This is a genomic window from Bradyrhizobium sp. dw_411 (assembly GCF_018449695.1).
Lineage (GTDB): Bacteria > Pseudomonadota > Alphaproteobacteria > Rhizobiales > Xanthobacteraceae > Bradyrhizobium.
The window spans coordinates 85,606-107,765 of record NZ_JAAVUY010000022.1 but is presented as its reverse complement, the minus strand read 5'-3'; the positions used below and the strand labels follow the sequence as shown (position 1 = coordinate 107,765).

The window sequence follows — 22,160 nt, the reverse complement described above, 5'->3', positions numbered from 1 at the left end:
ATCCGCGCTCCGCTCGGACGTTGAGCAGGGTGCGAGGCTGAAAAAGAATTTCGAATTTGCTGCCGGTGACGATCGGCACGCGAGGAGAAGACGATGAACCAAGAAATTATGAATCTCTTCAATCCGACGACGCCGGCTCAGGTCTTCGACCAGATCCGCATTTCAATCGCGTCCCCGGAGAAGATTCTGTCGTGGTCCTACGGCGAGATCAAGAAGCCGGAAACCATCAACTACCGCACTTTCAAGCCGGAGCGTGACGGCCTGTTCTGCGCGCGCATCTTCGGGCCGATCAAGGACTACGAGTGCCTGTGCGGCAAGTACAAGCGCATGAAGTACAAGGGCATCATCTGCGAAAAATGCTCGGTCGAAGTGACCCTGTCCCGCGTCCGTCGCGAGCGCATGGGCCATATCGAACTCGCGGCCCCCGTTGCGCATATCTGGTTCCTGAAGTCGCTGCCTTCGCGCATCGGCCAGTTGCTCGATATGACGCTGAAGGATCTCGAGCGGATTCTGTATTTCGAATATTACGTCGTTCTGGAGCCGGGTCTGACCGCGCTCAAGGACCGTCAGTTGCTGTCGGAAGACGAGTACCTGAAGGCGCAGGACGAATACGGCCAGGACAGCTTCACCGCCATGATCGGCGCCGAAGCGATCCGCGAACTGCTGAAAGGTCTTGAGCTCGAAAAGCTCGATGCCCAGCTGCGCGTCGAGATGCAGGAAACTGAATCCGACATCAAGCACAAGAAGCTCGCCAAGCGCCTGAAGATCGTCGAAGCGTTCCGCTATTCCGGCAATAAGCCGGAGTGGATGATCCTGACCGTGGTGCCGGTGATTCCGCCGGACCTGCGTCCGCTGGTGCCGCTCGACGGCGGCCGCTTTGCGACCTCGGATCTCAACGATCTCTACCGCCGCGTCATCAACCGCAACAACCGTTTGAAGCGGCTGATGGAGCTGCGCGCGCCTGACATCATCATCCGCAACGAAAAGCGCATGCTGCAGGAGGCCGTCGACGCTCTGTTCGACAACGGCCGCCGCGGCCGCGTCATCACCGGCGCCAACAAGCGTCCGCTGAAGTCGCTGGCCGACATGCTCAAGGGCAAGCAGGGCCGCTTCCGGCAGAACCTGCTCGGCAAGCGCGTCGACTATTCGGGCCGTTCGGTGATCGTGGTCGGTCCCGAACTGCGGCTGCATCAGTGCGGCCTGCCGAAGAAGATGGCGCTCGAACTGTTCAAGCCGTTCATCTATTCGCGGCTCGACGCCAAAGGTCTGTCCACCACGGTGAAGCAGGCCAAGAAGCTGGTCGAAAAAGAGCGTCCCGAGGTCTGGGACATCCTGGACGAGGTGATCCGCGAGCATCCCGTGCTGTTGAACCGCGCGCCGACGCTGCATCGCCTCGGCATTCAGGCGTTCGAGCCGGTGTTGATCGAAGGCAAGGCGATCCAGCTTCATCCGCTGGTCTGCGCGGCCTTCAATGCCGACTTCGACGGCGACCAGATGGCCGTGCACGTTCCGCTGTCGCTCGAAGCGCAGCTTGAAGCGCGCGTGCTGATGATGTCGACCAACAACATCCTGCATCCGGCCAACGGTCAGCCGATCATCGTGCCGTCGCAGGACATCGTGCTTGGGCTGTATTACCTCTCGATCATGCGCGAGGGCCTGCACGGCGAAGGCAAGATCTTCGGCGACATGGCCGAGCTCGAGCACGCCTTGCACTCGAAGGTCATCCACCTTCACACCAAGATCAAATATCGCTGGGAAGGCATCGACGAAACCGGCAAGATCTCCAAGCGCTGGATCGAAACCACCGCTGGCCGAGTCATGCTCGGCAACGTGCTGCCGAAGTCGCCCAAGATTTCGTACGACGTCATCAACAAGCTGATGACCAAGCGCGAAATCTCCGGCGTGATCGATCAGGTCTATCGTCACTGCGGTCAGAAGGAGACGGTGATCTTCTGCGATCGCATCATGGCGCTCGGCTTCTACAACGCGTTCAAGGCCGGCATCTCGTTCGGCAAGGACGACATGGTCGTCCCGCACGGCAAGTGGAAGATCGTCGACACCACGCGTACGCTGGCGAAGGATTTCGAGCAGCAGTACAATGACGGTCTGATCACCCACGGCGAGAAGTACAACAAGGTGGTCGACGCCTGGTCGAAGGCGACGGAAGAAATCGCCAAGGAGATGATGAAGGAAATCTCCTCGACTAAGAAGAACTCAAAGGGTGTCGAGTCCGAGATCAACTCGATCTACATGATGGCGCATTCGGGCGCGCGCGGTTCGCCGGCGCAGATGCGTCAGCTCGCCGGTATGCGCGGCCTGATGGCCAAGCCGTCGGGTGAGATCATCGAGACGCCGATCATTTCCAACTTCAAGGAAGGTCTGTCGGTTCTCGAATACTTCAACTCGACCCACGGCGCCCGCAAGGGTCTGGCGGACACCGCGTTGAAGACCGCCAACTCGGGTTACCTGACGCGCCGTCTGGTCGACGTGGCGCAGGACTGCATCATCACGCAGGACGATTGCGGCACCAAGCTTGGCATCAAGATGCGCGCCATCATCGATGCCGGCACCGTGGTCGCTTCGCTGGCGTCGCGTATTCTCGGCCGCACCGCGGGCGAGGATCTGCGCGATCCGGCGACCAACAAGGTCGTGGTCAAGCGCGGCACGCTGATGGAGGAGACTCACGTCGACGCCATCCAGCAGGCCGGCATCCAGGAAGTGAAGATACGCTCGGCGCTGACCTGCGAACTGGTCAACGGCATCTGCGGCAAGTGCTACGGCCGCGATCTGGCCCGCGGCACCCCGGTCAACCACGGTGAAGCGGTCGGCGTTATCGCCGCCCAGTCGATCGGTGAGCCCGGCACCCAGCTGACGATGCGTACGTTCCACATCGGCGGCGCGGCGCAGATCAACGAGCAGTCGTTCATCGAATCGAACTTCGACGGCAAGGTCACGATCCGGAACAAGGCGATCTCGAAGAACAGCGAAGGCATTCTGGTCGCGATGGTCCGCAACATGGTTGTTGCGATCAGCGATGCCGACGGCACCGAGCGTGCGACCCACCGCATTCAGTACGGCGCGCGCATGCACGTCGATGAAGGCGATATGGTCAAGCGCGGCCAGCGCATCGCGGAATGGGACCCGTACTCACGGCCCATCCTCACCGAAGTCGAAGGCACCATCGGGTTCGAGGACCTGGTGGAAGGGCAGTCGATCTCGGAGACGCTCGACGAATCGACCGGTATCGCCAAGCGCGTCGTCATCGACTGGCGCACCACGCGAGGCGGCGGCGATCTGCGTCCGGCCATCGTCATCAAGGGCAAGGATGGCAAGATCCTCAAGCTCGCGCGTGGCGGTGAAGCTCGCTACATGCTCTCGGTCGACGCGATCCTCTCGGTCGACGTCGGCGCCAAGGTGAAGAACGGCGACATTCTCGCGCGTATCTCCACCGAAAGCGCCAAGACCCGTGACATCACCGGCGGTCTGCCGCGGGTGGCGGAACTGTTCGAGGCTCGCAAGCCAAAGGACGCGGCGATCATCGCGGAAATCGCGGGCACCATCCGCTTTGGCCGCGACTACAAGAACAAGCGCCGCATCTCGATCGAGCCGATGGACAAGAATGAGGAGACTCGCGAGTACCTGATCCCGAAGGGCAAGCACATCCATCTGCAGGACGGCGATATCGTCGAAAAGGGCGATTTCATCGTCGAAGGCAATCCTGCGCCGCACGACATTCTGGCGATCAAGGGCATCGAGGAACTCGCTGCCTATCTGGTCAACGAAATCCAGGAGGTCTACCGGCTGCAGGGCGTGCTGATCAACGACAAGCACATCGAAGTGATTGTCCGTCAGATGCTGCAGAAGGTGGAGATCACCGACCAGGGCGAGACCGACATGATTTCGGGCGAGCAGGTCGACAAGATCGAGTTCGACCAGCTCAATGCCAGGGCCAAGGAAGAGGGCAAGAAGATCGCCACGGGAACGCCGGTACTGCTCGGCATCACCAAGGCGAGCTTGCAGACCCGCTCGTTCTTCTCGGCGGCGTCGTTCCAGGAGACCACCCGCGTGCTCACCGAAGCCGCCGTCAACGGCAAGGTGGACCCGCTGGAAGGCCTCAAGGAAAATGTCATCGTTGGCCGCCTGATCCCGGCGGGCACTGGTGCCTCGATGGCCAAGATCCGCGAAGTCGCGGTCAAGCGCGACAAGCTGATCCTCGACGAGCGCGAGAAGCAGGCGACCATCGTGCCAGCGGCTCCCGAAGTCGAACCGCTGGCGCTGCCGCCCGCAGAATAAATCAGCATATTCAAGATGTTAGTGAAAAGGCCGGCGAAAGCCGGCCTTTTTGCTATATTTTAGCTATTCTGCTTCTGTTATTGTCGTCCGTTCATCTTTCCTTCAGGGAAAAAAGCGCTTCATTTGAAATGGCTTAGATCGGACCTTTGCAGATGGGGCAGGGTACCGGGCAGGTCTCTGGAAACACCTGGAAATATATGTTGGATCTTGCAATCGTTGGCGGTGGCCCCGGCGGGCTGATGAGCGCCTGGTATCTCAAGAAGAAGCTCGGCGAGCTTTGCCGCGTCAGCATTTTTGAGGCCTCGAACCGTGTCGGCGGCAAGATCGTCACGCGCAAATTCGATTCCGCGCCCGCGATGTACGAGGCCGGTGTTGCCGAGATCTACGATTACTCGATGACCGGTCCCGATCCGCTGCGCGAGTTGATCCAGCATTTCGGCCTGCAGACCATCCCGATGGACGCCGAGCAGGTGCAACTCGACGGCGAATTGCTCAATGACGTGCCGGGCATGCGCCGCAAATACGGCGCCAAGACCGCCGATGCTATCGAGGCGTTCCGCAAGCGCTGCGCCAACATGGTGTCGCCGATCGAATATTACGAAGGCGTCGGCGCGCACGACAACGAGCATCCCTGGGCCTACATCACCTGCGAGGAATTGCTCGACCGCGAAGTTACCGATCCCGTCGCCAAGCGTTTCTTCAAGACCATGGCGCGGTCTGATATCGCCACCGAGAGCCACAACACCAACGGGCTCAACGCTCTGAAGAATTTCGTGATGGATGTCGAGGGCTATATCGGCCTGTACTCGATCCAGAACGGCAACGAGCAATTGATCGACTGCCTGCAGTCCGAAGTCGATGCCGATATCCATCTCAATCACCGCGTGCTCAGGATCGGCAAGACCGAGTCCGGCCGCTATCAGCTCAACATGATGAACGGCAAGGGACCGGAAACCCGGGATTTCGATCTCGTGGTGATGTGCCTGCCGCATTCATGGCTCGCCACCATGCGCTGGGACGGCGAGCAACTGCGCAAGTCGATGGTCAAGCACATCGCCTATTTCGACCGGCCCGCGCATTATCTGCGGGTGTCGATCCTGTTCGATACCCCGTTCTGGGGCGACAAGATTCCCGGCGCCTGGTTCATGTCGGAAGCGTTCGGCGGCTGCTGCGTTTATAACGAAGGCGCGCGCCATGACGTCGGCAAGCATGGCGTGCTGAACTGGCTGATCGCGGGCTCCGACGCGCTGGCGTTTGCCAATCTCAGCGATCAGGAACTGACCGATGCCGCGCTGAAATCGCTTCCGGTCTCGTTCGGGGATGCACGCGCGCATTTCGTCGAAGGCAAGATCCACCGCTGGCTGTCCTCTGTCAACGCGCTGCCCGGCGGCATGCCGGCGCGTGACGTGATGACGAACCACCGGCCCGATCCGAAACAGCATCCCGGCCTGGTCGTGGTCGGCGACTATCTGTTCGACTCGACGCTGAACGGACTGTTGGATTCCTCCGATGCCGCCACCGACATCATCCTGACCGAGATGATGCGGCTGCGCCGTGCACGCGGGGAGGGCACCCAGTCTGGCAAGCCGGTCTCGGACAAGATCGATCGCGATTATTTCGAGAATTATCGCGGGCTCGGCCCTTACAGTGAGGTCTGGAGCCGGTTTACCGATCCGGCCTATCTCACCGATCTCATCAAGATCGTCTGGAACCGGGCGAGGGGCTACAGACTGCTGGTGGCCGGGGCTGCCAGTGGCGAACTGGTCGGCGCGCTGCGCGCCCGCGGCATCGATGCCTGGGGCATCGAGAACAACCGCGCCATCCACGCCAGGACGCCGAAGGCGCTGAAGAAATATTGCAAGCTCGGATCGATCGTCGACATGCCGTTCAAGAATGACGAATTCGATTTCGTGTTCGAGACCAGCCTGTGCCATGTCGCGGAAAAGCAGGTGCCGCGCGCCATTCGCGAACTCAACCGAGTCATGAAGTCCGGGCTGATTTTTGGATCGGTGACGTCGGACATGGCGCCGGCGCTGATCGATCAATATGATTTGCTGCGCGGCATCAAAAAGCTCGGTACCTGGTGGGAGTGGTCGGAACTGTTTTTCAGCAACGGCTTCGATCTGTCGATGCACCGCCGTGACTGCACCGATGCGCTGTGGGCGGCGACGCTGGCCGCGCACAAGGGGCCCGGTCAGTGGTACGCGGACTCCGAAAGCCTGCGCTACTCGTTCTTCGACAAGGTCGAAGCCGACGATTGATTAACCTGATTATCGCGCCCGCAAAGGCGGGGACTACAGGTGGAAATTCGTTGGCAGTTGCTTTGCCGAACGCGTAGAACCACCGGGTCGATTTTGCGGTCATGCCGGCCGTGCAGCATCGGTTGGTTTCATGGCGTCCAAGCCTCCATCACCGGATGATCCGACCGTCGCTTCCGCGGATGGTCCTGACGCGTCCGAGCTTGAGGCCAAACTTGCCGCGGCTGCGGCTGTTCGCGCCGGCGGCAAGCCGGCGGCGGCGTCATCCGTCGATGACGATGATGACGACGACGAGGATGAAGACGAACTCGATGAGGATGATGAAGATGACGAAGAACTCGTCGTCTTTACGGCCAAGGAAGCGGCTGGCGCGCTGGCCACGATCTATGCGTTCGTCAAACCGTTTCTGAAAAACTACAAGAAGATCATTACGCTCGTCGGCCTCGGCGTCCTGGTCGAGACGCTGTTCAACGTCATCATGCCGCTCAGCCTGAAATTCCTGATCGACGACGCGCTCGGCGAGGAGGATTTCGAGGCGCTGGTCAAGATTCTGTCGGTGCTGGCGGTCGCGGGAATTGTCACCTCGATCGTCGCTGTCATGTACGAGCGATGGGACGCCAAGCTCTCTGCGTCGCTGATTTCGGACCTGCGCTCGCGCCTGTTCGAACATGTCCAGAATTTACCGGCGGCCTATTTCGCCCGCACCAAGCGCGGCGAAATTCTTTCGCGCTTCTCCATTGACATGTCGGCATTCGAAGGTTCGATCAAGAGTTTTTCCAACAGCGCAGCGCTGCCGTTCTTCGAATTGATCGCGGGCATCATCCTGATGCTGTTCCTGAATTGGCAACTCGCGGCCGTGGCGCTGCTGGTGTTTCCGATCACGCTGATCGGCCCGCGGATCCTGACGCCGAAGGCGGTGCAGGCGAACTACGAACAGAAGCTCAATGAATCGTCGCTGCTCGGGATGGTGCAGGAGAACATCGCGGCACAGGCGGTCGTCAAGGCTTTCAGCCTGCAGCGCCGCACATTGGGCTGGTTCACGCTGCGCAACGACGACGCGCGCCGCAAAATCGCCGCCGCGACCTTCCTGTCGACCATGGTCGAGCGCACCGTTACTATTTCAGTGTTGTTGCTGCACCTCGTGGTGCTGGCGCTCGGCGCCTACCTCGCCACCAAAGGCCATATCACCATCGGGACCTTCGTGACGTTCGAAAGCGCATTCTGGGAGGTCTCCTACAACATCGCGCATATCATGCATTTCATCCCGGTATCGATCCAGTCGGCGGCCGCGGTGCGCCATATCCAGGAGATGCTGGACGAGCCGACCCGCGGCGCCGATCGTCCTGGCGCGCCGGATCTGCCGCGCATCACCAACGACATCACCTTCGATCGCGTGACCTTCCAGTACGAAGGCAGCCAGACACCGGTGCTCGACAATCTCAGCCTCAAGCTCAATGTCGGCAAGACCATCGCGATCGTCGGCCCCAGCGGTTCGGGCAAGAGTACGCTGCTCAATCTGATCCTGCGCCTTTACGTTCCGGATGAAGGACGCGTCACCATCGACGGCGTCGATATCCGAAAGGTGACCCGGGAGTCCCTGCGCAGCAGCATGGCCGTGGTGTTCCAGGAAAACATGCTGTTCAACATGTCGATCCGGGAAAACATCCGCCTCGGCAAGGAGGGCGCCACTGACCAGGAAGTCGAGCAGGCCGCGCGCAAGGCCGAGATCCATCGCTACATCATGAGCCTGCCGCAGAAATACGACACGCCGGTCGGCGAGCGCGGCGATACGCTGTCGGGTGGCCAGCGCCAGCGCATCGCGATCGCGCGCGCCATCGTCCGCAATCCGTCGGTGCTGCTGCTCGATGAGGCGACCTCGGCGCTCGATCAGACCACGGAAGCCGCGATCAACGAGACGTTGCTGAAGCTGGCCAAGGGGCGCACCATGATCTTCTCGACCCACCGGCTGACTTCGGTGGTCGAGATGGACGAGATCATCGTGATCTCAGGCGGTCAGGCGATCGAGCGCGGCTCGCATGCCCAGCTACTCGCCATGAACGGCATGTATCGAAGGCTCTGGGACGATCAGAGCCACATCCCGCACGATGCGGACGATCAGGCCGACGACGACAGCGACGATGAGGATGACGACGACGAGGATTGAGCTCCAAATTGCGCGCCGATGCGGTGGCCGAGCCGCCGCAGCCTGCCTTCGCCGAACCATGCCATGAACCGCGCCCAGCGCTGGATGCGCCAGTAGATGCCGTCGTCGATCGACACCGAGCGGAAATTGTAGGCCTTCTCGATCGACCAGGCGTCGCATTCGCTCTTGATCGGATCGTCGTAAAACGCCGCGATCTTGGTCTCGGCCATGCCGCTGGTCGCAAGCCAGGCCGGAATATGGACGTTGCAGAGCCGCTCGACGTCGGTAAAAACCTTGTCGGTGCCGGTCCCGGTGACCGGGCAGGTGGTTTCAAAGGCGTCGCCGACCAGAACCACTCCGGACTGGCGATGGCCCGAGCTGACATAGAGATCGGCGGGCCGTATCTTGATGTCTCCGGTGACTTCGAAATCGCCGGTGATGCGCCGCAGCCTCGGCATCGCCGCGTTCAGCGTCGCTGCCGGCGCGCGCTTGAATTGCGGCAGCCAGGGATCGTCGAGCTGGCGATAGACAAACAAATTGGCCCGCATCGTATTGCCGATTGGAAACAGCGTCAGATAGGGAATCCGTTCGCTGGTGCATTCCGAGAAATAGGTGAGGGCGGGAAAATCGAACGCCGTGCGGCCGACCGGGGCGATATCGAATCCAAGTGAGATCGAATGGCACGCGCTGACGATTCGGCGCTCGATGCCGAGCCAGCGGCGCACTCCGACGTTCAATCCGCTGGCCAGCACCACGAGACGCGCGGAAATCTCCTCGCCATTCGACAAAATCAGTTTTTGCCGGTCATCGCGGGTCGAAATCGAAGTGACCTTGGCCCAGATCGATTCGACCCCGGCGGGAATCTCGGCGCGAATCGCGTTGATCAGTCTGTCGTAGAGGATGCCGTATTGCTGGCTCGGCCGCTTGTCGAGCAGATAGCCGGCGCGCGCGATCCAGTTTTCACCGTCGTGCGTAGCCGATCGCAGCACGGCTTCGGCCAGGCCGGTCTTGCGAAAACGCTCGATTTGCCCGTCACCGCTGAGCTTTTCGACGCGAAAGTCCGGCGGATAGACCGGGTGGGGATCGATGAGAATCGCCTGCACACCTGCGCGCCCAAGCATCGCGGCGGCTGTCGAGCCGGCGAGGCCACCCCCGACAATGGCAATATCCGTGTACTTCATGGGGCGATCCCATCCGCGAGGCCCCATCTTTGCGCCGGGAAAGGGAAATAAACCTTTAGCTTCATTGCCAGTCTTGAAGGGAGTTGGAAGAGTGGTAATTGACCTATATTACCCGGGTAAAATTAAGATTTAGCGGATTTTCGCGGTGTTTTTGGACCTGCGGAGGCATATTTCCGATCGACGAGGGCTTATTTTCTGACCAGCCAAGGCTTATTTCTGGATGGCTGAGGGTTGTGTTTGTCGGACCGATCGATAAGGCGCGAAGCCCTGATTCTACAGATGGCAGAGCTGTTTCGCGCATTGTCGTTTCGTCTTGACTTGGCGTTCTTGCGCCGATAGAACCCGCGCACTCAACGACAGGCGGTGAGCTTCGCTTACGTCGGAACGGATCACCCTTTCGCTTCTGTTTATCGGAATCGGGACGGGCACCAACCTCGACGAATGACGCTCAAACGCTGTCGATTATAGCTAGGCAATGCCAGGACGGTCTTGGTTTTCGGGGGCGGTTTCCCTCGAGATTGATCGGATGCATGACCTCGGTAGCAGATCAATCAGCGAACGCTGAGCGGTCGTAACTGCGGTCCTCTGTGGCGTCGAAGCGCTTTCCGCTCAGCAATGAGCGGTTGGCGCGATTTCGCTTTGCGCGGAGTTTTCCGCAAGAGGCGGCCGGGTGGGGCCCGTAGCTCCGAACGAATTTGCGAAGCCGTTTCCCGGTTTCGCGTGAACTAAAGGGTGAAGGCTGACATGCCGACGATCAACCAGCTGATCGCAAGTCCACGCGCCGTTCAGAAGTCGCGCAAGAAGGTGCCGGCGCTGCAGCAGTCGCCGCAGAAGCGCGGTGTTTGCACGCGCGTCTACACCACAACCCCGAAGAAGCCGAACTCGGCGCTTCGTAAGGTCGCCAAGGTGCGTCTGACCAATGGCTTCGAAGTCATCGGTTACATTCCCGGTGAAGGCCACAACCTTCAGGAACACTCCGTGGTCATGATCCGCGGCGGCCGCGTCAAGGATTTGCCCGGCGTGCGCTACCACATCCTCCGCGGCGTCCTCGATACCCAGGGCGTCAAGAACCGTAAGCAGCGCCGTTCGAAGTACGGCGCGAAGCGTCCGAAGTAAGCGGGAACAGATCAATGTCTCGTCGCCATTCTGCTGAAAAGCGTGAAGTGAACCCGGATCCGAAGTTCGGGAACATCATCATTACGAAGTTCATGAACTCGGTCATGTATGACGGCAAGAAGTCTGCCGCCGAGACCATCGTTTATGGCGCGCTCGAACTGATCGAGACCAAGACCAAGCAGGGCCCGCTGCCGATTTTCGAGCAGGCCCTGGAAAACGTGATGCCGACCATCGAAGTGCGTTCGCGCCGCGTCGGCGGCGCCACCTACCAAGTGCCGGTCGAAGTTCGCTCGGTTCGCCGCCAGGCGCTCGGCATTCGGTGGATTATCACGGCAGCGCGCGAGCGCAATGAGAAGACGATGACGGAGCGGCTTTCGGCCGAACTGCTCGACGCGTCGAATGGCAGGGGGAATGCCGTCAAGAAGCGTGAAGACGTGCACCGGATGGCGGAAGCCAACCGCGCCTTCTCGCACTATCGCTGGTAACGGCGAAACAACGGATTCTGAGGAACAACCCATGCCCCGCGTTCATGCCATAGAGAACTACCGCAACTTCGGTATCATGGCGCATATCGATGCCGGCAAGACCACGACCACCGAGCGCATCCTGTATTACACCGGCAAGAGCCACAAAATCGGCGAAGTGCACGAAGGTGCCGCGACGATGGACTGGATGGAGCAGGAGCAGGAGCGCGGCATCACCATTACCTCGGCCGCGACCACCGCGTTCTGGGAAGGCAAGCGCCTCAACATCATCGACACGCCCGGCCACGTCGACTTCACCATCGAAGTCGAGCGCTCGCTGCGCGTGCTCGACGGCGCGGTATGCGTGCTCGATTCGAACCAGGGCGTAGAGCCGCAGACCGAGACCGTCTGGCGTCAGGGCGACAAGTACCGCGTTCCGCGCATCGTGTTCGCCAACAAGATGGATAAGACCGGCGCCGATTTCTACAAGTGCATGCAGGATATCGTTGATCGTCTCGGCGCCAAGCCGATTGCGATCCAGCTTCCGATCGGCTCCGAAAACAACTTCAAGGGTCTGGTCGATCTCGTCCGCATGAAGGGTGTGGTCTGGGAAGAAGAGAAGCTCGACGCCAAGTTCGTCGATATCGATATTCCCGAAGATATGGTCGAGAAGGCCAAGGAATATCGCGAGAAGCTGCTGGAAGCCGCCGTCGAACTCGATGACGACGTGCTCGCCGCCTATCTCGACGGCAAGGAGCCCGATGAGGCGACGCTCAAGCGGATGATCCGCAAGGCCGTGCTGACTGGCGCGTTCTTCCCGGTGCTGTGCGGCTCGGCGTTCAAGAACAAGGGCGTGCAGCCGCTGCTCGACGCCGTCGTGGATTATCTGCCGTCGCCGGTCGACGTGCCCGCCATCAAAGGCGTCGATGAAGACGGCAACGAGGTCGTTCGGCTGCCGAGCGACAAGGAGCCGCTGGCTCTGCTCGCGTTCAAGATCATGGACGATCCGTTCGTCGGCACCATCACCTTCTGCCGCATCTATTCCGGCACGCTGCTTTCGGGCACCGGCGTGATCAATTCGACGCGCGACCGCAAAGAGCGCATCGGCCGCATGTTGCTGATGCATGCGAACAACCGCGAAGACATCAAGGAAGCCTATGCCGGCGACATCGTCGCTTTGGCTGGCCTCAAGGAAGCCCGCACCGGTGACACGCTGTGCGATCCCGACAAGCCGGTGATCCTGGAAAAGATGGAATTCCCCGAGCCGGTCATCGAAATCGCGATCGAGCCGAAGTCGAAGGCCGACCAGGAAAAGCTCGGCGTCGCGCTGGCGAAACTCGCTGCGGAAGATCCGTCGTTCCGGGTGTCGACCGATCAGGAGTCCGGCCAGACCATCCTCAAGGGCATGGGCGAACTCCATCTCGACATCAAGGTCGACATTCTGCGCCGTACCTACAAGGTCGATGCGAATATCGGCGCGCCGCAGGTGGCGTTCCGTGAACGCGTCACCAAGCGCGCGGAAGTCAAGTACACCCACAAGAAGCAGACCGGCGGTACCGGTCAGTTCGCCGAAGTCTCGATCATCGTCGAGCCGAATGAGCCCGGCGCCGGTTACGTGTTCGAGTCCAAGGTCGTCGGCGGTGCGGTTCCGAAGGAATACATCCCCGGCGTCGAAAAGGGCCTCAACAGCGTGATGGGCTCGGGCGTCGTTGCCGGCTTCCCGGTGGTGGACGTCAAGGTTCAACTCGTCGACGGCAAGTATCACGACGTCGACTCGTCGGCGCTGGCCTTCGAAATTGCATCGCGCGCGGCGTTCCGCGAAGCGCTGCAAAAGGGCAAGTCGGTCCTGCTCGAGCCGATCATGAAGGTCGAAGTGGTGACGCCGGAAGACTACACCGGGTCGGTCATCGGCGATCTGAATTCACGACGCGGCCAGATCCAGGGTCAAGACATGCGCGGTAATGCCAACGTCATCAATGCGATGGTGCCGCTCATGAATATGTTCGGTTACGTGAATAACCTGCGCTCGATGAGCCAGGGCCGCGCAACCTTTACGATGCAGTTCGATCACTACGCGGAAGCGCCGGCGAACGTGTCGGCGGAAGTCCAGAAGAAGTTTGCCTGATTGTCGTTAGCGACAGTTAACGACTGAACGGAGAGAGTCATGGCCAAAGCAAAGTTTGAACGTAATAAACCGCATTGCAACATCGGAACGATCGGTCACGTCGACCACGGCAAGACGTCGCTGACGGCGGCGATCACCAAGGTGCTGGCGGAAACCGGCGGTGCGACGTTCACCGCGTACGACCAGATCGACAAGGCGCCGGAAGAGAAGGCGCGCGGCATCACGATTTCGACCGCCCACGTCGAATACGAAACCGCCAATCGCCACTACGCCCACGTCGATTGCCCCGGCCACGCCGACTATGTGAAGAACATGATCACCGGTGCGGCGCAGATGGACGGCGCGATCCTGGTTGTGTCGGCCGCCGACGGTCCGATGCCGCAGACCCGCGAACACATCCTGCTCGCCAAGCAGGTCGGCGTTCCCGCGATGGTCGTGTTCCTCAACAAGTGCGACATGGTCGACGATCCGGAACTGCTCGAACTCGTCGAGCTCGAAGTTCGCGAATTGCTGTCCAAGTACGACTTCCCGGGCGACAAGATCCCGATCGTCAAGGGGTCGGCTCTCGCCGCCCTCGAGGACAAGGACAAGAAGCTCGGCCACGACGCGATCCTCGAGCTGATGAAGCACGTCGATGCGTACATTCCGCAGCCGGAGCGTCCGATCGACCAGCCGTTCCTGATGCCGGTGGAAGACGTATTCTCGATCTCGGGCCGCGGCACCGTGGTCACCGGGCGCGTTGAGCGCGGCATCGTCAAGGTCGGCGAGGAAATCGAAATCGTCGGTCTTCGCGCCACCCAGAAGACCATCGTTACCGGCGTTGAAATGTTCCGCAAGCTGCTCGATCAGGGCCAGGCCGGCGACAACATCGGCGCGCTGCTGCGTGGTACCAAGCGCGAGGAAGTCGAGCGTGGCCAAGTGCTGTGCAAGCCGGGTTCGGTCAAGCCGCACACCAAGTTCAAGGCCGAGGCTTACATCCTGACCAAGGAAGAGGGCGGTCGTCACACTCCGTTCTTCACCAACTATCGTCCGCAGTTCTACTTCCGCACCACCGACGTGACCGGTGTTGTGCATTTGCCCGAAGGCACCGAAATGGTGATGCCGGGCGACAACATCGCGATGGAAGTGCACCTGATCGTGCCGATCGCGATGGAAGAGAAGCTGCGCTTCGCTATCCGTGAAGGCGGCCGCACCGTCGGTGCAGGCGTCGTCGCAAGCATCATCGAATAAGGACGCGAATAGGAAGTGGCGAGTAGCGAATGAGAAATTTGCTACTCGCTATTCGCTACTCACTACTCGCTCTTAAAGAAAGACAACGGCAATGAACGGCCAGAATATCCGCATACGTCTCAAGGCGTTCGACCATCGGATCCTCGATGCCTCGACCCGCGAGATCGTCAGCACGGCGAAACGTACCGGTGCACAGGTTCGCGGACCTATCCCGCTGCCCACCCGCATCGAGAAGTTCACCGTCAACCGTTCACCCCACGTCGACAAGAAGAGCCGCGAGCAATTCGAGATGCGCACTCACAAGCGTCTTCTCGACATTGTCGATCCGACACCGCAGACCGTCGATGCTTTGATGAAGCTCGACCTGGCTGCCGGCGTCGACGTCGAAATCAAGCTCTAAGTTTTCAGATCCCGTCCGAAGTTAGCGGACAGAAAGAACAGGAAGCACGCCGATGCGCTCCGGAGTGATCGCACAAAAGGTCGGGATGACGCGGGTCTTTACGGAGACCGGCGAACATATCCCTGTGACCGTGCTGAAGCTGGGCAACTGCCAGGTGTTGGGTCACCGCACGACCGAGAAGAACGGTTATGTCGCGCTGCAGCTCGGTTCAGGCTCGCGCAAGACCGTCTATCTGCCGAAGGCTGAACGCGGCCAGTTCGCGGTCGCCAAGGTCGAGCCCAAGCGCAAAGTCACCGAATTCCGAGTGTCGCAAGACGCGCTGATCCCGGTCGGCGCTGAGATCCAGGCTGATCATTTCGTGGTCGGCCAGTTCGTCGACGTGACCGGTACTTCGGTCGGCAAGGGCTTTGCCGGCGGCATGAAGCGCTGGAACTTCGGCGGCCTTCGCGCCACCCACGGTGTGTCGGTATCGCATCGTTCGATCGGTTCGACCGGCGGACGTCAGGATCCCGGCAAGACCTTCAAGAACAAGAAGATGCCCGGTCACATGGGTGTCGATCGCATCACCACGCTCAATCTGCGCGTTGTGCAGACCGATGTTGAGCGCGGCCTGATCCTCGTCGAAGGCGCCGTTCCCGGCTCCAAGGGCGGATGGATCGCGGTGCGCGACGCCGTGAAGAAGGTGTTGCCGAAAGACGCGCCGAAGCCGGGCAAGTTCCGCTTGGTCGAAGGCGGCGAGCAGGCTGCAGCTGCGCCGGCCGAGCAGGAGGGCGTGTGAGATGGAATTGAAAGTCACAACGCTTGAAGGCAAGGCCGCTGGTTCGGTTCAGCTCTCGGACGAGATTTTCGGTCTCGAGCCGCGCAAGGATATCATCCAGCGCTGCGTCAACTGGCAGCTCGCCAAGCGTCAGGCCGGCACTCACAAGACCCAGGGCCGTGCGGATGTCTGGCGCACTGGCAAGAAGATGTACAAGCAGAAGGGCACCGGTGGCGCCCGTCACGGTTCGGCCCGCGTGCCGCAGTTCCGCGGTGGTGGCCGTGCATTCGGTCCCGTCGTGCGTTCGCATGCATTCGCGCTGCCGAAGAAGGTTCGCGCGCTGGCGCTGCGCCATGCGCTGTCGGCCAAGGTCAAGGACGGCAGCCTGATCGTGATCGAAACGGCGACGCTCGAGGCGGCCAAGACCAAGGCTCTGGTCGGACATTTCTCGGGTCTCGGCCTGACCAATGCGCTGATCATCGACGGCGCCGAAGTTAACACCGGTTTCGCAACCGCGGCCCGCAACATCCCGAACATCGACGTGCTGCCGATCCAGGGCATCAACGTCTATGACATTCTGCGTCGTCAGAAGCTGGTTCTGACCAAGGCGGCGCTCGATGCGTTGGAGGCGCGCTTCAAATGAAGAATATCGATCCGCGCCATTACGACGTCATCGTCGCTCCGGTCGTGACCGAAAAGGCGACCATGGCGTCCGAGCACAACAAGGTTGTGTTCAAGGTCGCCAGCAAGGCGACCAAGCCGCAAATCAAGGAAGCCGTCGAGAAGCTGTTCGACGTCAAGGTGAAGAGCGTGAACACGCTGGTGCGCAAGGGCAAGACCAAGGTCTTCCGCGGCCAGTTCGGTTCGCAGTCGGATGTGAAGCGCGCTGTCGTGACCCTCGAAGAGGGCCACCGCATCGACGTCACCACCGGGCTATAGGGCGATACGACGATGGCATTGAAAAAATTCAACCCCACGACACCGGGCCAGCGCCAGCTGGTGATGGTCGATCGTTCGGCGCTCTACAAGGGCAAGCCGGTCAAGGCTTTGACCGAAGGCAAGCACTCCAGCGGTGGCCGCAACAACACCGGCCGCATGGTCGTGCGCTTTCGCGGCGGCGGCCACAAGCAGTCCTATCGCATCGTCGACTTCAAGCGCACCAAGGTCGATATGCCCGCGACCGTCGAGCGTCTGGAATACGATCCGAACCGTACTGCCTTTATCGCGCTGCTGAAATACACCGACGGCACCCAGTCCTACATCCTGGCGCCGCAGCGTCTGGCGGTCGGCGACACCGTGATCGCCGGCAACTATGTCGACGTGAAGCCGGGCAATGTGATGCCGCTCGGCAACATGCCGATCGGTACCATCATCCACAATGTGGAATTGAAGATCGGCAAGGGTGGCCAGCTCGCGCGTTCCGCCGGAACCTATGCGCAGCTCGTCGGTCGCGACCATGACTACGTGATCGTTCGCCTGAACTCGGGCGAACAGCGCCTGGTTCACGGCCGCTGCACCGGCACCATCGGTGCGGTGTCGAACCCGGATCACATGAACATTTCGATCGGCAAGGCCGGTCGTAACCGCTGGCTCGGACGCAAGCCGCATAACCGCGGCGTCTCCATGAACCCGGTTGACCATCCGCACGGCGGCGGCGAAGGCCGCACCTCGGGCGGCCGTCACCCGGTTACCCCGTGGGGCAAGCCGACCAAGGGCAAGAAGACGCGTTCGAACAAGTCGACCAACAGATTCATTCTCATCAGCCGCCACAAGCGGAAGAAGTAAGGAAACGCCGGACATGGTTCGTTCAGTCTGGAAAGGCCCGTTCGTTGAAGGCTCTCTGCTCAAGAAGGCAGATGTGGCCCGTGCGTCCGGCCGTCATGACGTGATCAAGATCTGGAGCCGCCGCTCGACCATCCTGCCGCAGTTCGTCGGTTTGGTGTTCGGTGTCTACAACGGCCAGAAGCATGTGCCGGTATCGGTCAACGAGGAAATGGTGGGCCACAAGTTCGGCGAGTTCTCGCCGACCCGTACCTTCCATGGCCATTCTGGCGACAAGAAAGCCAAGAAGGCTTGAGGACTAAGCGATGAGCAAACCTAAGCGCGAACGGAGCCTCCCGGATAACGAGGCCAAGGCGATCGCCCGGATGCTGCGGGTGAGCCCGCAGAAGCTTAACCTGGTCGCGCAATTGATCCGCGGCCGGAAGGCTTCGGCTGCGCTCGCCGATCTGCAGTTTTCGCGCAAGCGGATCGCTGTGGACGTCAAGAAGTGTCTGGAGTCGGCAATTGCCAATGCCGAAAACAACCACGACCTCGATGTCGACGACCTGATCGTCTCCGAGGCTCATGTCGGCAACGGCATCGTGATGAAGCGTTTCGCACCGCGCGGCCGTGGCCGTTCGGGCCGTGTTTTTAAACCATTCTCGCAGCTGACGATCGTTGTTCGTCAGGTCGAGGCCGAGGCGAGCGCTTAAAGAGCGCGGGAGAATACGATGGGTCAGAAGATCAATCCAATCGGGCTGCGTCTTGGCATCAACCGGACGTGGGATTCCCGTTGGTTCGCCGGCAAGAACGAATACGGCAAGCTGCTGCACGAGGATGTCGAAATCCGCGAGATCCTGCACAAGGAGCTCAAGCAGGCGGCTGTCGCCAGGATCGTGATCGAGCGTCCGCACAAGAAGTGCCGCGTGACGATCCACTCGGCGCGTCCCGGCGTCGTGATCGGCAAGAAGGGCGCCGACATCGACAAGCTGCGCAAGCGCGTTGCCGATATCACGGCTTCCGACGTCGTCATCAACATCGTCGAAATCCGCAAGCCGGAACTCGACGCCACGCTGGTCGCCGAATCGATCGCGCAGCAGCTCGAGCGCCGCGTCGCGTTCCGCCGCGCCATGAAGCGGGCTGTGCAGTCGGCGATGCGTTTGGGCGCCGAGGGCATTCGTATCAATTGCTCGGGCCGTCTCGGCGGCGCCGAAATCGCGCGCATGGAATGGTATCGTGAAGGGCGGGTGCCGTTGCACACGCTGCGCGCAGATATCGATTACGGCGTGGCGACTGCATTCACCACGTTCGGCACCTGCGGCGTCAAGGTCTGGATCTTCAAGGGCGAAATCCTTGAGCACGACCCGATGGCCCAGGACAAGAAGATGGCTGAAGGCGACAATTCGCGGCCGCGTCGCGACGCTGCTTGAGCGCAATAGAGAAGGTTTGAGGGCGTAAGCCATGATGCAACCAAAGAAGACGAAGTTCCGGAAGGCGCATAAGGGCCGTATCCACGGCGTTGCGACTTCGGGCGCGACGTTGTCATTCGGTCAGTTCGGCCTGAAGGCGATGGCGCCCGAGCGTCTCACCGCGCGTCAGATCGAAGCCGCCCGCCGCGCGCTGACCCGTCACATGAAGCGTGCCGGCCGCGTCTGGATCCGGATCTTTCCGGACGTGCCGGTGTCGAAGAAGCCCGCTGAAGTCCGAATGGGCTCCGGCAAGGGTACGCCGGAATTGTGGGTGGCGCGGGTCAAGCCCGGCCGCGTGATTTTCGAGATCGATGGCGTAACCATTCAGACCGCCAAGGAAGCGCTGACGCTGGCCGCCGCCAAACTGCCGATCAAGACGCGCTTCGTCGCGCGCATTGCGGAATAGGATGTGATCATGGCCGAGATGAAAACCGCCGATATCCGTGCGATGAGCCCCGATCAGATGGACGATGCCGTCCTCAATCTGAAGAAGGAGCGTTTCAATCTGCGTTTCCAGCGCGCCACCGGGCAGCTGGAAAACACCTCGCGGCTGCGTGAAGCTCGCCGCGATATCGCCCGTATCAAGACCATCGCCGCGCAGAAGCGCGACGCGAAGAAGTAAGGGGCCGACATGCCGAAACGTACGCTTCAGGGTGTGGTCGTCAGCGACAAGCAAGCCAAGACGGTTGTGGTGCGCGTCGATCGCCGCTTTACCCATCCGATCTACAAGAAGACGATTCGCCGCTCGAAAAATTACCACGCGCACGACGAGAACAACGAGTTCAAGCCGGGCGACCAGGTGTGGATCGAGGAAAGCAAGCCGATCTCGAAGTTGAAGCGCTGGACGGTGGTCCGGGGCGAGCAGAAGAAAACGGCCTGAGGTCAGGTCCGGCTCTGCCGAACCATCTCGGGAAATTTTAAGCGCGAATAAGCGCATCAGAAAGAGGACGAGGTGCATCAATGATTCAGATGCAGACCAACCTCGACGTGGCCGATAATTCAGGCGCACGCCGTGTCATGTGCATCAAGGTGCTTGGGGGTTCCAAGCGCCGGTATGCCACCGTTGGCGACGTTATCGTCGTGTCGATCAAGGAAGCAATTCCGCGCGGCAAGGTGAAGAAGGGCGACGTGATGAAGGCTGTGGTGGTGCGGGTCCGCAAGGACATTCGCCGCGCCGACGGTTCTGTCATCCGCTTCGACCGCAACGCCGCCGTGCTGATCAACAATCAGTCGGAGCCGGTCGGCACCCGTATCTTCGGGCCGGTGCCGCGCGAGCTGCGCGCCAAGAACCACATGAAGATTATTTCGCTCGCGCCGGAGGTGCTGTGATGGCTGCCAAGATCCGGAAGGGTGACAAGGTTATCGTGCTGAACGGCCGCGACAAGGGTCGCACCGGCGAGGTGTTCGAGGTCCGTCCGACCGACAGCAAGGCGCTGGTGCGGGGCATCAACCTCGTCAAGCGTCACCAGAAGCAGACCCAGGCGCAGGAAGGCGGCATCATCTCGAAAGAGGCGCCGATCCACCTGTCCAACATCGCGATCGTCGGCAAGGACGGCAAGCCGACGCGCGTTGGTTTCAAGATTCAGGCGGATGGCACCAAGGTACGTATCGCCAAACGCTCGGGAGCAGAGATCGATGGCTGAGACCGCATACACGCCGCGCCTGCGCGCGGAATACGACAAGAGCATCCGCAGCAAGCTGACGGAACAGTTCGGCTATGCCAACGTCATGCAGGTGCCGCGCCTGGAGAAGGTCGTGCTCAACATGGGCGTCGGCGAGGCTGTCAACGACCGCAAAAAGGCGGAACTGGCGGCGGCCGATCTCGCGCTGATCGCGGGTCAGAAGCCGATCGTGACCTATTCGCGCGTCGCGATCGCGACCTTCAAGCTGCGTGAAAATCAGCCGATCGGTTGCAAGGTCACGCTGCGCAAGGCCAAGATGTATGAATTCATCGACCGCCTGATCAACGTGGCGCTGCCGCGCGTGCGAGATTTCCGCGGCCTCAATCCGAAGAGCTTCGACGGCCGCGGCAACTATTCGCTCGGCATCAAGGAACACATCATTTTCCCCGAAATCGACTTCGACAAGATGGGCGAGACATGGGGCATGGACGTCACGGTGTGCACCTCGGCGACCACCGACGACGAAGCAAGAGCATTGTTGACCGCATTCAATTTCCCGTTCCGGCAGTGAGAAGCTGAAAACAAGCCTCTCAAACGCGGAAACCCAGGAGCCAAGCATGGCAAAGAAGAGTTCGATCGAGAAGAACAACCGGCGCAAGCGGATGACCAAGAACGCCGCGCCCAAGCGCGCGAAGCTGAAGGCCATCATCGCCGACAAGAACAAGCCGATGGAAGAGCGGTTTGCGGCGACCTTGAAGCTCGCCGAGATGCCGCGCAATTCGTCGGCGACCCGGATTCGCAACCGTTGCGAAATCACCGGCCGTCCGCGCTCGGTCTATCGCAAGAACAAGCTCAGCCGTATCGCGCTGCGTGAACTCGGGTCCAAGGGCCTGGTTCCCGGGCTCGTGAAGTCGAGCTGGTAAGGGGGATCGGACATGTCAACGCACGATCCGATCAGCGATCTCATCACCCGCATCCGCAACGCACAGATGCGCGCCAAGCCCAAGGTTTCGACCCCGGGCTCGAAGATGCGCGCCAATGTGCTCGAGGTGCTCAAGACCGAGGGCTACATTCGCGGCTATGCCAGCGTCGAGCATTCCTCGGGCCGCAGCGAGCTTGAGATTGAGCTGAAGTATTTCGACGGCGAGCCGGTCATTCGCGAGATCGAGCGGGTTTCGAAGCCGGGAAGGCGAGTTTACGCCTCGGTGAAGAACCTGCCGCGCGTGAATAACGGTCTCGGCATTTCGGTATTGTCGACGCCGAAGGGAATTATGGCTGACCACGAAGCGCGTGAAGCGAACGTGGGCGGCGAAGTTCTCTTCACGGTGTTCTGAGGAAGGA

At 60.7% G+C, this 22,160-nt stretch carries 24 protein-coding genes; 23 read left to right on the top strand and 1 reads right to left on the bottom strand.

Annotated features, from left to right (window positions below):
- Positions 1 to 93 precede the first annotated feature (93 nt).
- The 3 genes from rpoC (at position 94) to HB676_RS29515 (ending at position 8,715) form a co-directional block, all read left to right on the top strand.
- Positions 94 to 4,293: a DNA-directed RNA polymerase subunit beta' gene (gene rpoC / locus HB676_RS29525; RefSeq protein WP_213742011.1), complete on the top strand. Its 4,200-nt coding sequence runs from the start codon at positions 94 to 96 to the stop codon at positions 4,291 to 4,293.
- Between the two features lie 197 nt (positions 4,294 to 4,490).
- A complete protein-coding gene (locus HB676_RS29520; RefSeq protein ID WP_213742010.1) occupies positions 4,491 to 6,554 on the top strand; it encodes an FAD-dependent oxidoreductase in 2,064 nt (687 codons plus the stop codon).
- A 130-nt stretch (positions 6,555 to 6,684) separates the two neighbouring features.
- Positions 6,685 to 8,715, top strand: coding sequence for an ABC transporter ATP-binding protein (locus HB676_RS29515; RefSeq protein ID WP_213742009.1), 2,031 nt, complete (start codon positions 6,685 to 6,687; stop codon positions 8,713 to 8,715).
- On the opposite strand, the gene HB676_RS29510 is transcribed toward HB676_RS29515, so the two are convergent.
- Positions 8,667 to 9,875 carry an NAD(P)/FAD-dependent oxidoreductase gene (locus tag HB676_RS29510; protein WP_213742008.1) on the bottom strand — a complete coding sequence of 403 codons (1,209 nt, stop codon included), beginning with the start codon at positions 9,873 to 9,875 and terminating at the stop codon, positions 8,667 to 8,669. The genes HB676_RS29515 and HB676_RS29510 overlap by 49 nt on opposite strands.
- 744 nt (positions 9,876 to 10,619) lie before the next feature.
- Here HB676_RS29510 and rpsL point away from each other — a divergent pair.
- From rpsL to rpsH, 20 genes are all read left to right on the top strand, one after another.
- Positions 10,620 to 10,991: a 30S ribosomal protein S12 gene (gene rpsL, locus HB676_RS29505; protein ID WP_213742007.1), complete on the top strand. Its 372-nt coding sequence runs from the start codon at positions 10,620 to 10,622 to the stop codon at positions 10,989 to 10,991.
- A gap of 14 nt (positions 10,992 to 11,005) precedes the next feature.
- Positions 11,006 to 11,476, top strand: coding sequence for a 30S ribosomal protein S7 (gene rpsG / locus HB676_RS29500; protein ID WP_213742006.1), 471 nt, complete (start codon positions 11,006 to 11,008; stop codon positions 11,474 to 11,476).
- Between the two features lie 31 nt (positions 11,477 to 11,507).
- On the top strand, positions 11,508 to 13,580 hold the full coding sequence (fusA, locus tag HB676_RS29495; RefSeq protein WP_213742005.1) for an elongation factor G: 2,073 nt from the start codon (positions 11,508 to 11,510) through the stop codon (positions 13,578 to 13,580).
- Positions 13,581 to 13,619: 39 nt separating this feature from the next.
- Complete coding sequence (gene tuf / locus HB676_RS29490; RefSeq protein WP_213742004.1) at positions 13,620 to 14,810, top strand: elongation factor Tu; 1,191 nt, start codon at positions 13,620 to 13,622, stop codon at positions 14,808 to 14,810.
- A gap of 91 nt (positions 14,811 to 14,901) precedes the next feature.
- Positions 14,902 to 15,210 carry a 30S ribosomal protein S10 gene (rpsJ, locus tag HB676_RS29485; protein WP_013166261.1) on the top strand — a complete coding sequence of 103 codons (309 nt, stop codon included), beginning with the start codon at positions 14,902 to 14,904 and terminating at the stop codon, positions 15,208 to 15,210.
- Positions 15,211 to 15,262: 52 nt separating this feature from the next.
- Positions 15,263 to 15,988, top strand: a complete 726-nt coding sequence (rplC, locus tag HB676_RS29480; protein ID WP_213742003.1) for a 50S ribosomal protein L3 — start codon at positions 15,263 to 15,265, stop codon at positions 15,986 to 15,988.
- Between the two features lies 1 nt (position 15,989).
- Positions 15,990 to 16,610 carry a 50S ribosomal protein L4 gene (gene rplD, locus HB676_RS29475; RefSeq protein ID WP_213742002.1) on the top strand — a complete coding sequence of 207 codons (621 nt, stop codon included), beginning with the start codon at positions 15,990 to 15,992 and terminating at the stop codon, positions 16,608 to 16,610.
- The gene (locus HB676_RS29470; RefSeq protein WP_213742001.1) at positions 16,607 to 16,906 is read left to right on the top strand and encodes a 50S ribosomal protein L23; all 300 of its coding nucleotides are present in this window, start codon (positions 16,607 to 16,609) and stop codon (positions 16,904 to 16,906) included. The genes rplD and HB676_RS29470 overlap by 4 nt, the downstream gene beginning before the upstream one ends.
- Before the next feature lie 12 nt (positions 16,907 to 16,918).
- On the top strand, positions 16,919 to 17,752 hold the full coding sequence (rplB, locus tag HB676_RS29465) for a 50S ribosomal protein L2 (RefSeq protein ID WP_213742000.1): 834 nt from the start codon (positions 16,919 to 16,921) through the stop codon (positions 17,750 to 17,752).
- 13 nt (positions 17,753 to 17,765) lie between these two features.
- A complete protein-coding gene (gene rpsS, locus HB676_RS29460; RefSeq protein ID WP_213741999.1) occupies positions 17,766 to 18,044 on the top strand; it encodes a 30S ribosomal protein S19 in 279 nt (92 codons plus the stop codon).
- A gap of 10 nt (positions 18,045 to 18,054) precedes the next feature.
- Entirely contained in the window at positions 18,055 to 18,441 is a 387-nt protein-coding gene (gene rplV / locus HB676_RS29455; protein WP_213741998.1) for a 50S ribosomal protein L22, read from the top strand.
- Between the two features lie 18 nt (positions 18,442 to 18,459).
- A complete protein-coding gene (rpsC, locus tag HB676_RS29450) occupies positions 18,460 to 19,158 on the top strand; it encodes a 30S ribosomal protein S3 (protein ID WP_213741997.1) in 699 nt (232 codons plus the stop codon).
- A 31-nt stretch (positions 19,159 to 19,189) separates the two neighbouring features.
- Entirely contained in the window at positions 19,190 to 19,603 is a 414-nt protein-coding gene (gene rplP, locus HB676_RS29445) for a 50S ribosomal protein L16 (RefSeq protein ID WP_213741996.1), read from the top strand.
- 9 nt (positions 19,604 to 19,612) lie between these two features.
- Entirely contained in the window at positions 19,613 to 19,819 is a 207-nt protein-coding gene (gene rpmC, locus HB676_RS29440) for a 50S ribosomal protein L29 (RefSeq protein ID WP_079571014.1), read from the top strand.
- Positions 19,820 to 19,828: 9 nt separating this feature from the next.
- Entirely contained in the window at positions 19,829 to 20,077 is a 249-nt protein-coding gene (gene rpsQ / locus HB676_RS29435; RefSeq protein WP_079571012.1) for a 30S ribosomal protein S17, read from the top strand.
- A gap of 80 nt (positions 20,078 to 20,157) precedes the next feature.
- On the top strand, positions 20,158 to 20,526 hold the full coding sequence (gene rplN / locus HB676_RS29430; RefSeq protein WP_011473865.1) for a 50S ribosomal protein L14: 369 nt from the start codon (positions 20,158 to 20,160) through the stop codon (positions 20,524 to 20,526).
- On the top strand, positions 20,526 to 20,840 hold the full coding sequence (gene rplX / locus HB676_RS29425; protein WP_213741995.1) for a 50S ribosomal protein L24: 315 nt from the start codon (positions 20,526 to 20,528) through the stop codon (positions 20,838 to 20,840). Before rplN ends, rplX begins: the two co-directional genes overlap by 1 nt.
- Positions 20,833 to 21,390: a 50S ribosomal protein L5 gene (rplE, locus tag HB676_RS29420; RefSeq protein WP_213741994.1), complete on the top strand. Its 558-nt coding sequence runs from the start codon at positions 20,833 to 20,835 to the stop codon at positions 21,388 to 21,390. The genes rplX and rplE overlap by 8 nt, the downstream gene beginning before the upstream one ends.
- Before the next feature lie 46 nt (positions 21,391 to 21,436).
- Positions 21,437 to 21,742 (top strand): 30S ribosomal protein S14, encoded by a 306-nt coding sequence (rpsN, locus tag HB676_RS29415; RefSeq protein ID WP_213741993.1) that lies wholly within the window; start codon positions 21,437 to 21,439, stop codon positions 21,740 to 21,742.
- 12 nt (positions 21,743 to 21,754) lie between these two features.
- A complete protein-coding gene (gene rpsH, locus HB676_RS29410) occupies positions 21,755 to 22,153 on the top strand; it encodes a 30S ribosomal protein S8 (RefSeq protein WP_213741992.1) in 399 nt (132 codons plus the stop codon).
- The last annotated feature ends 7 nt before the right edge of the window (positions 22,154 to 22,160 follow it).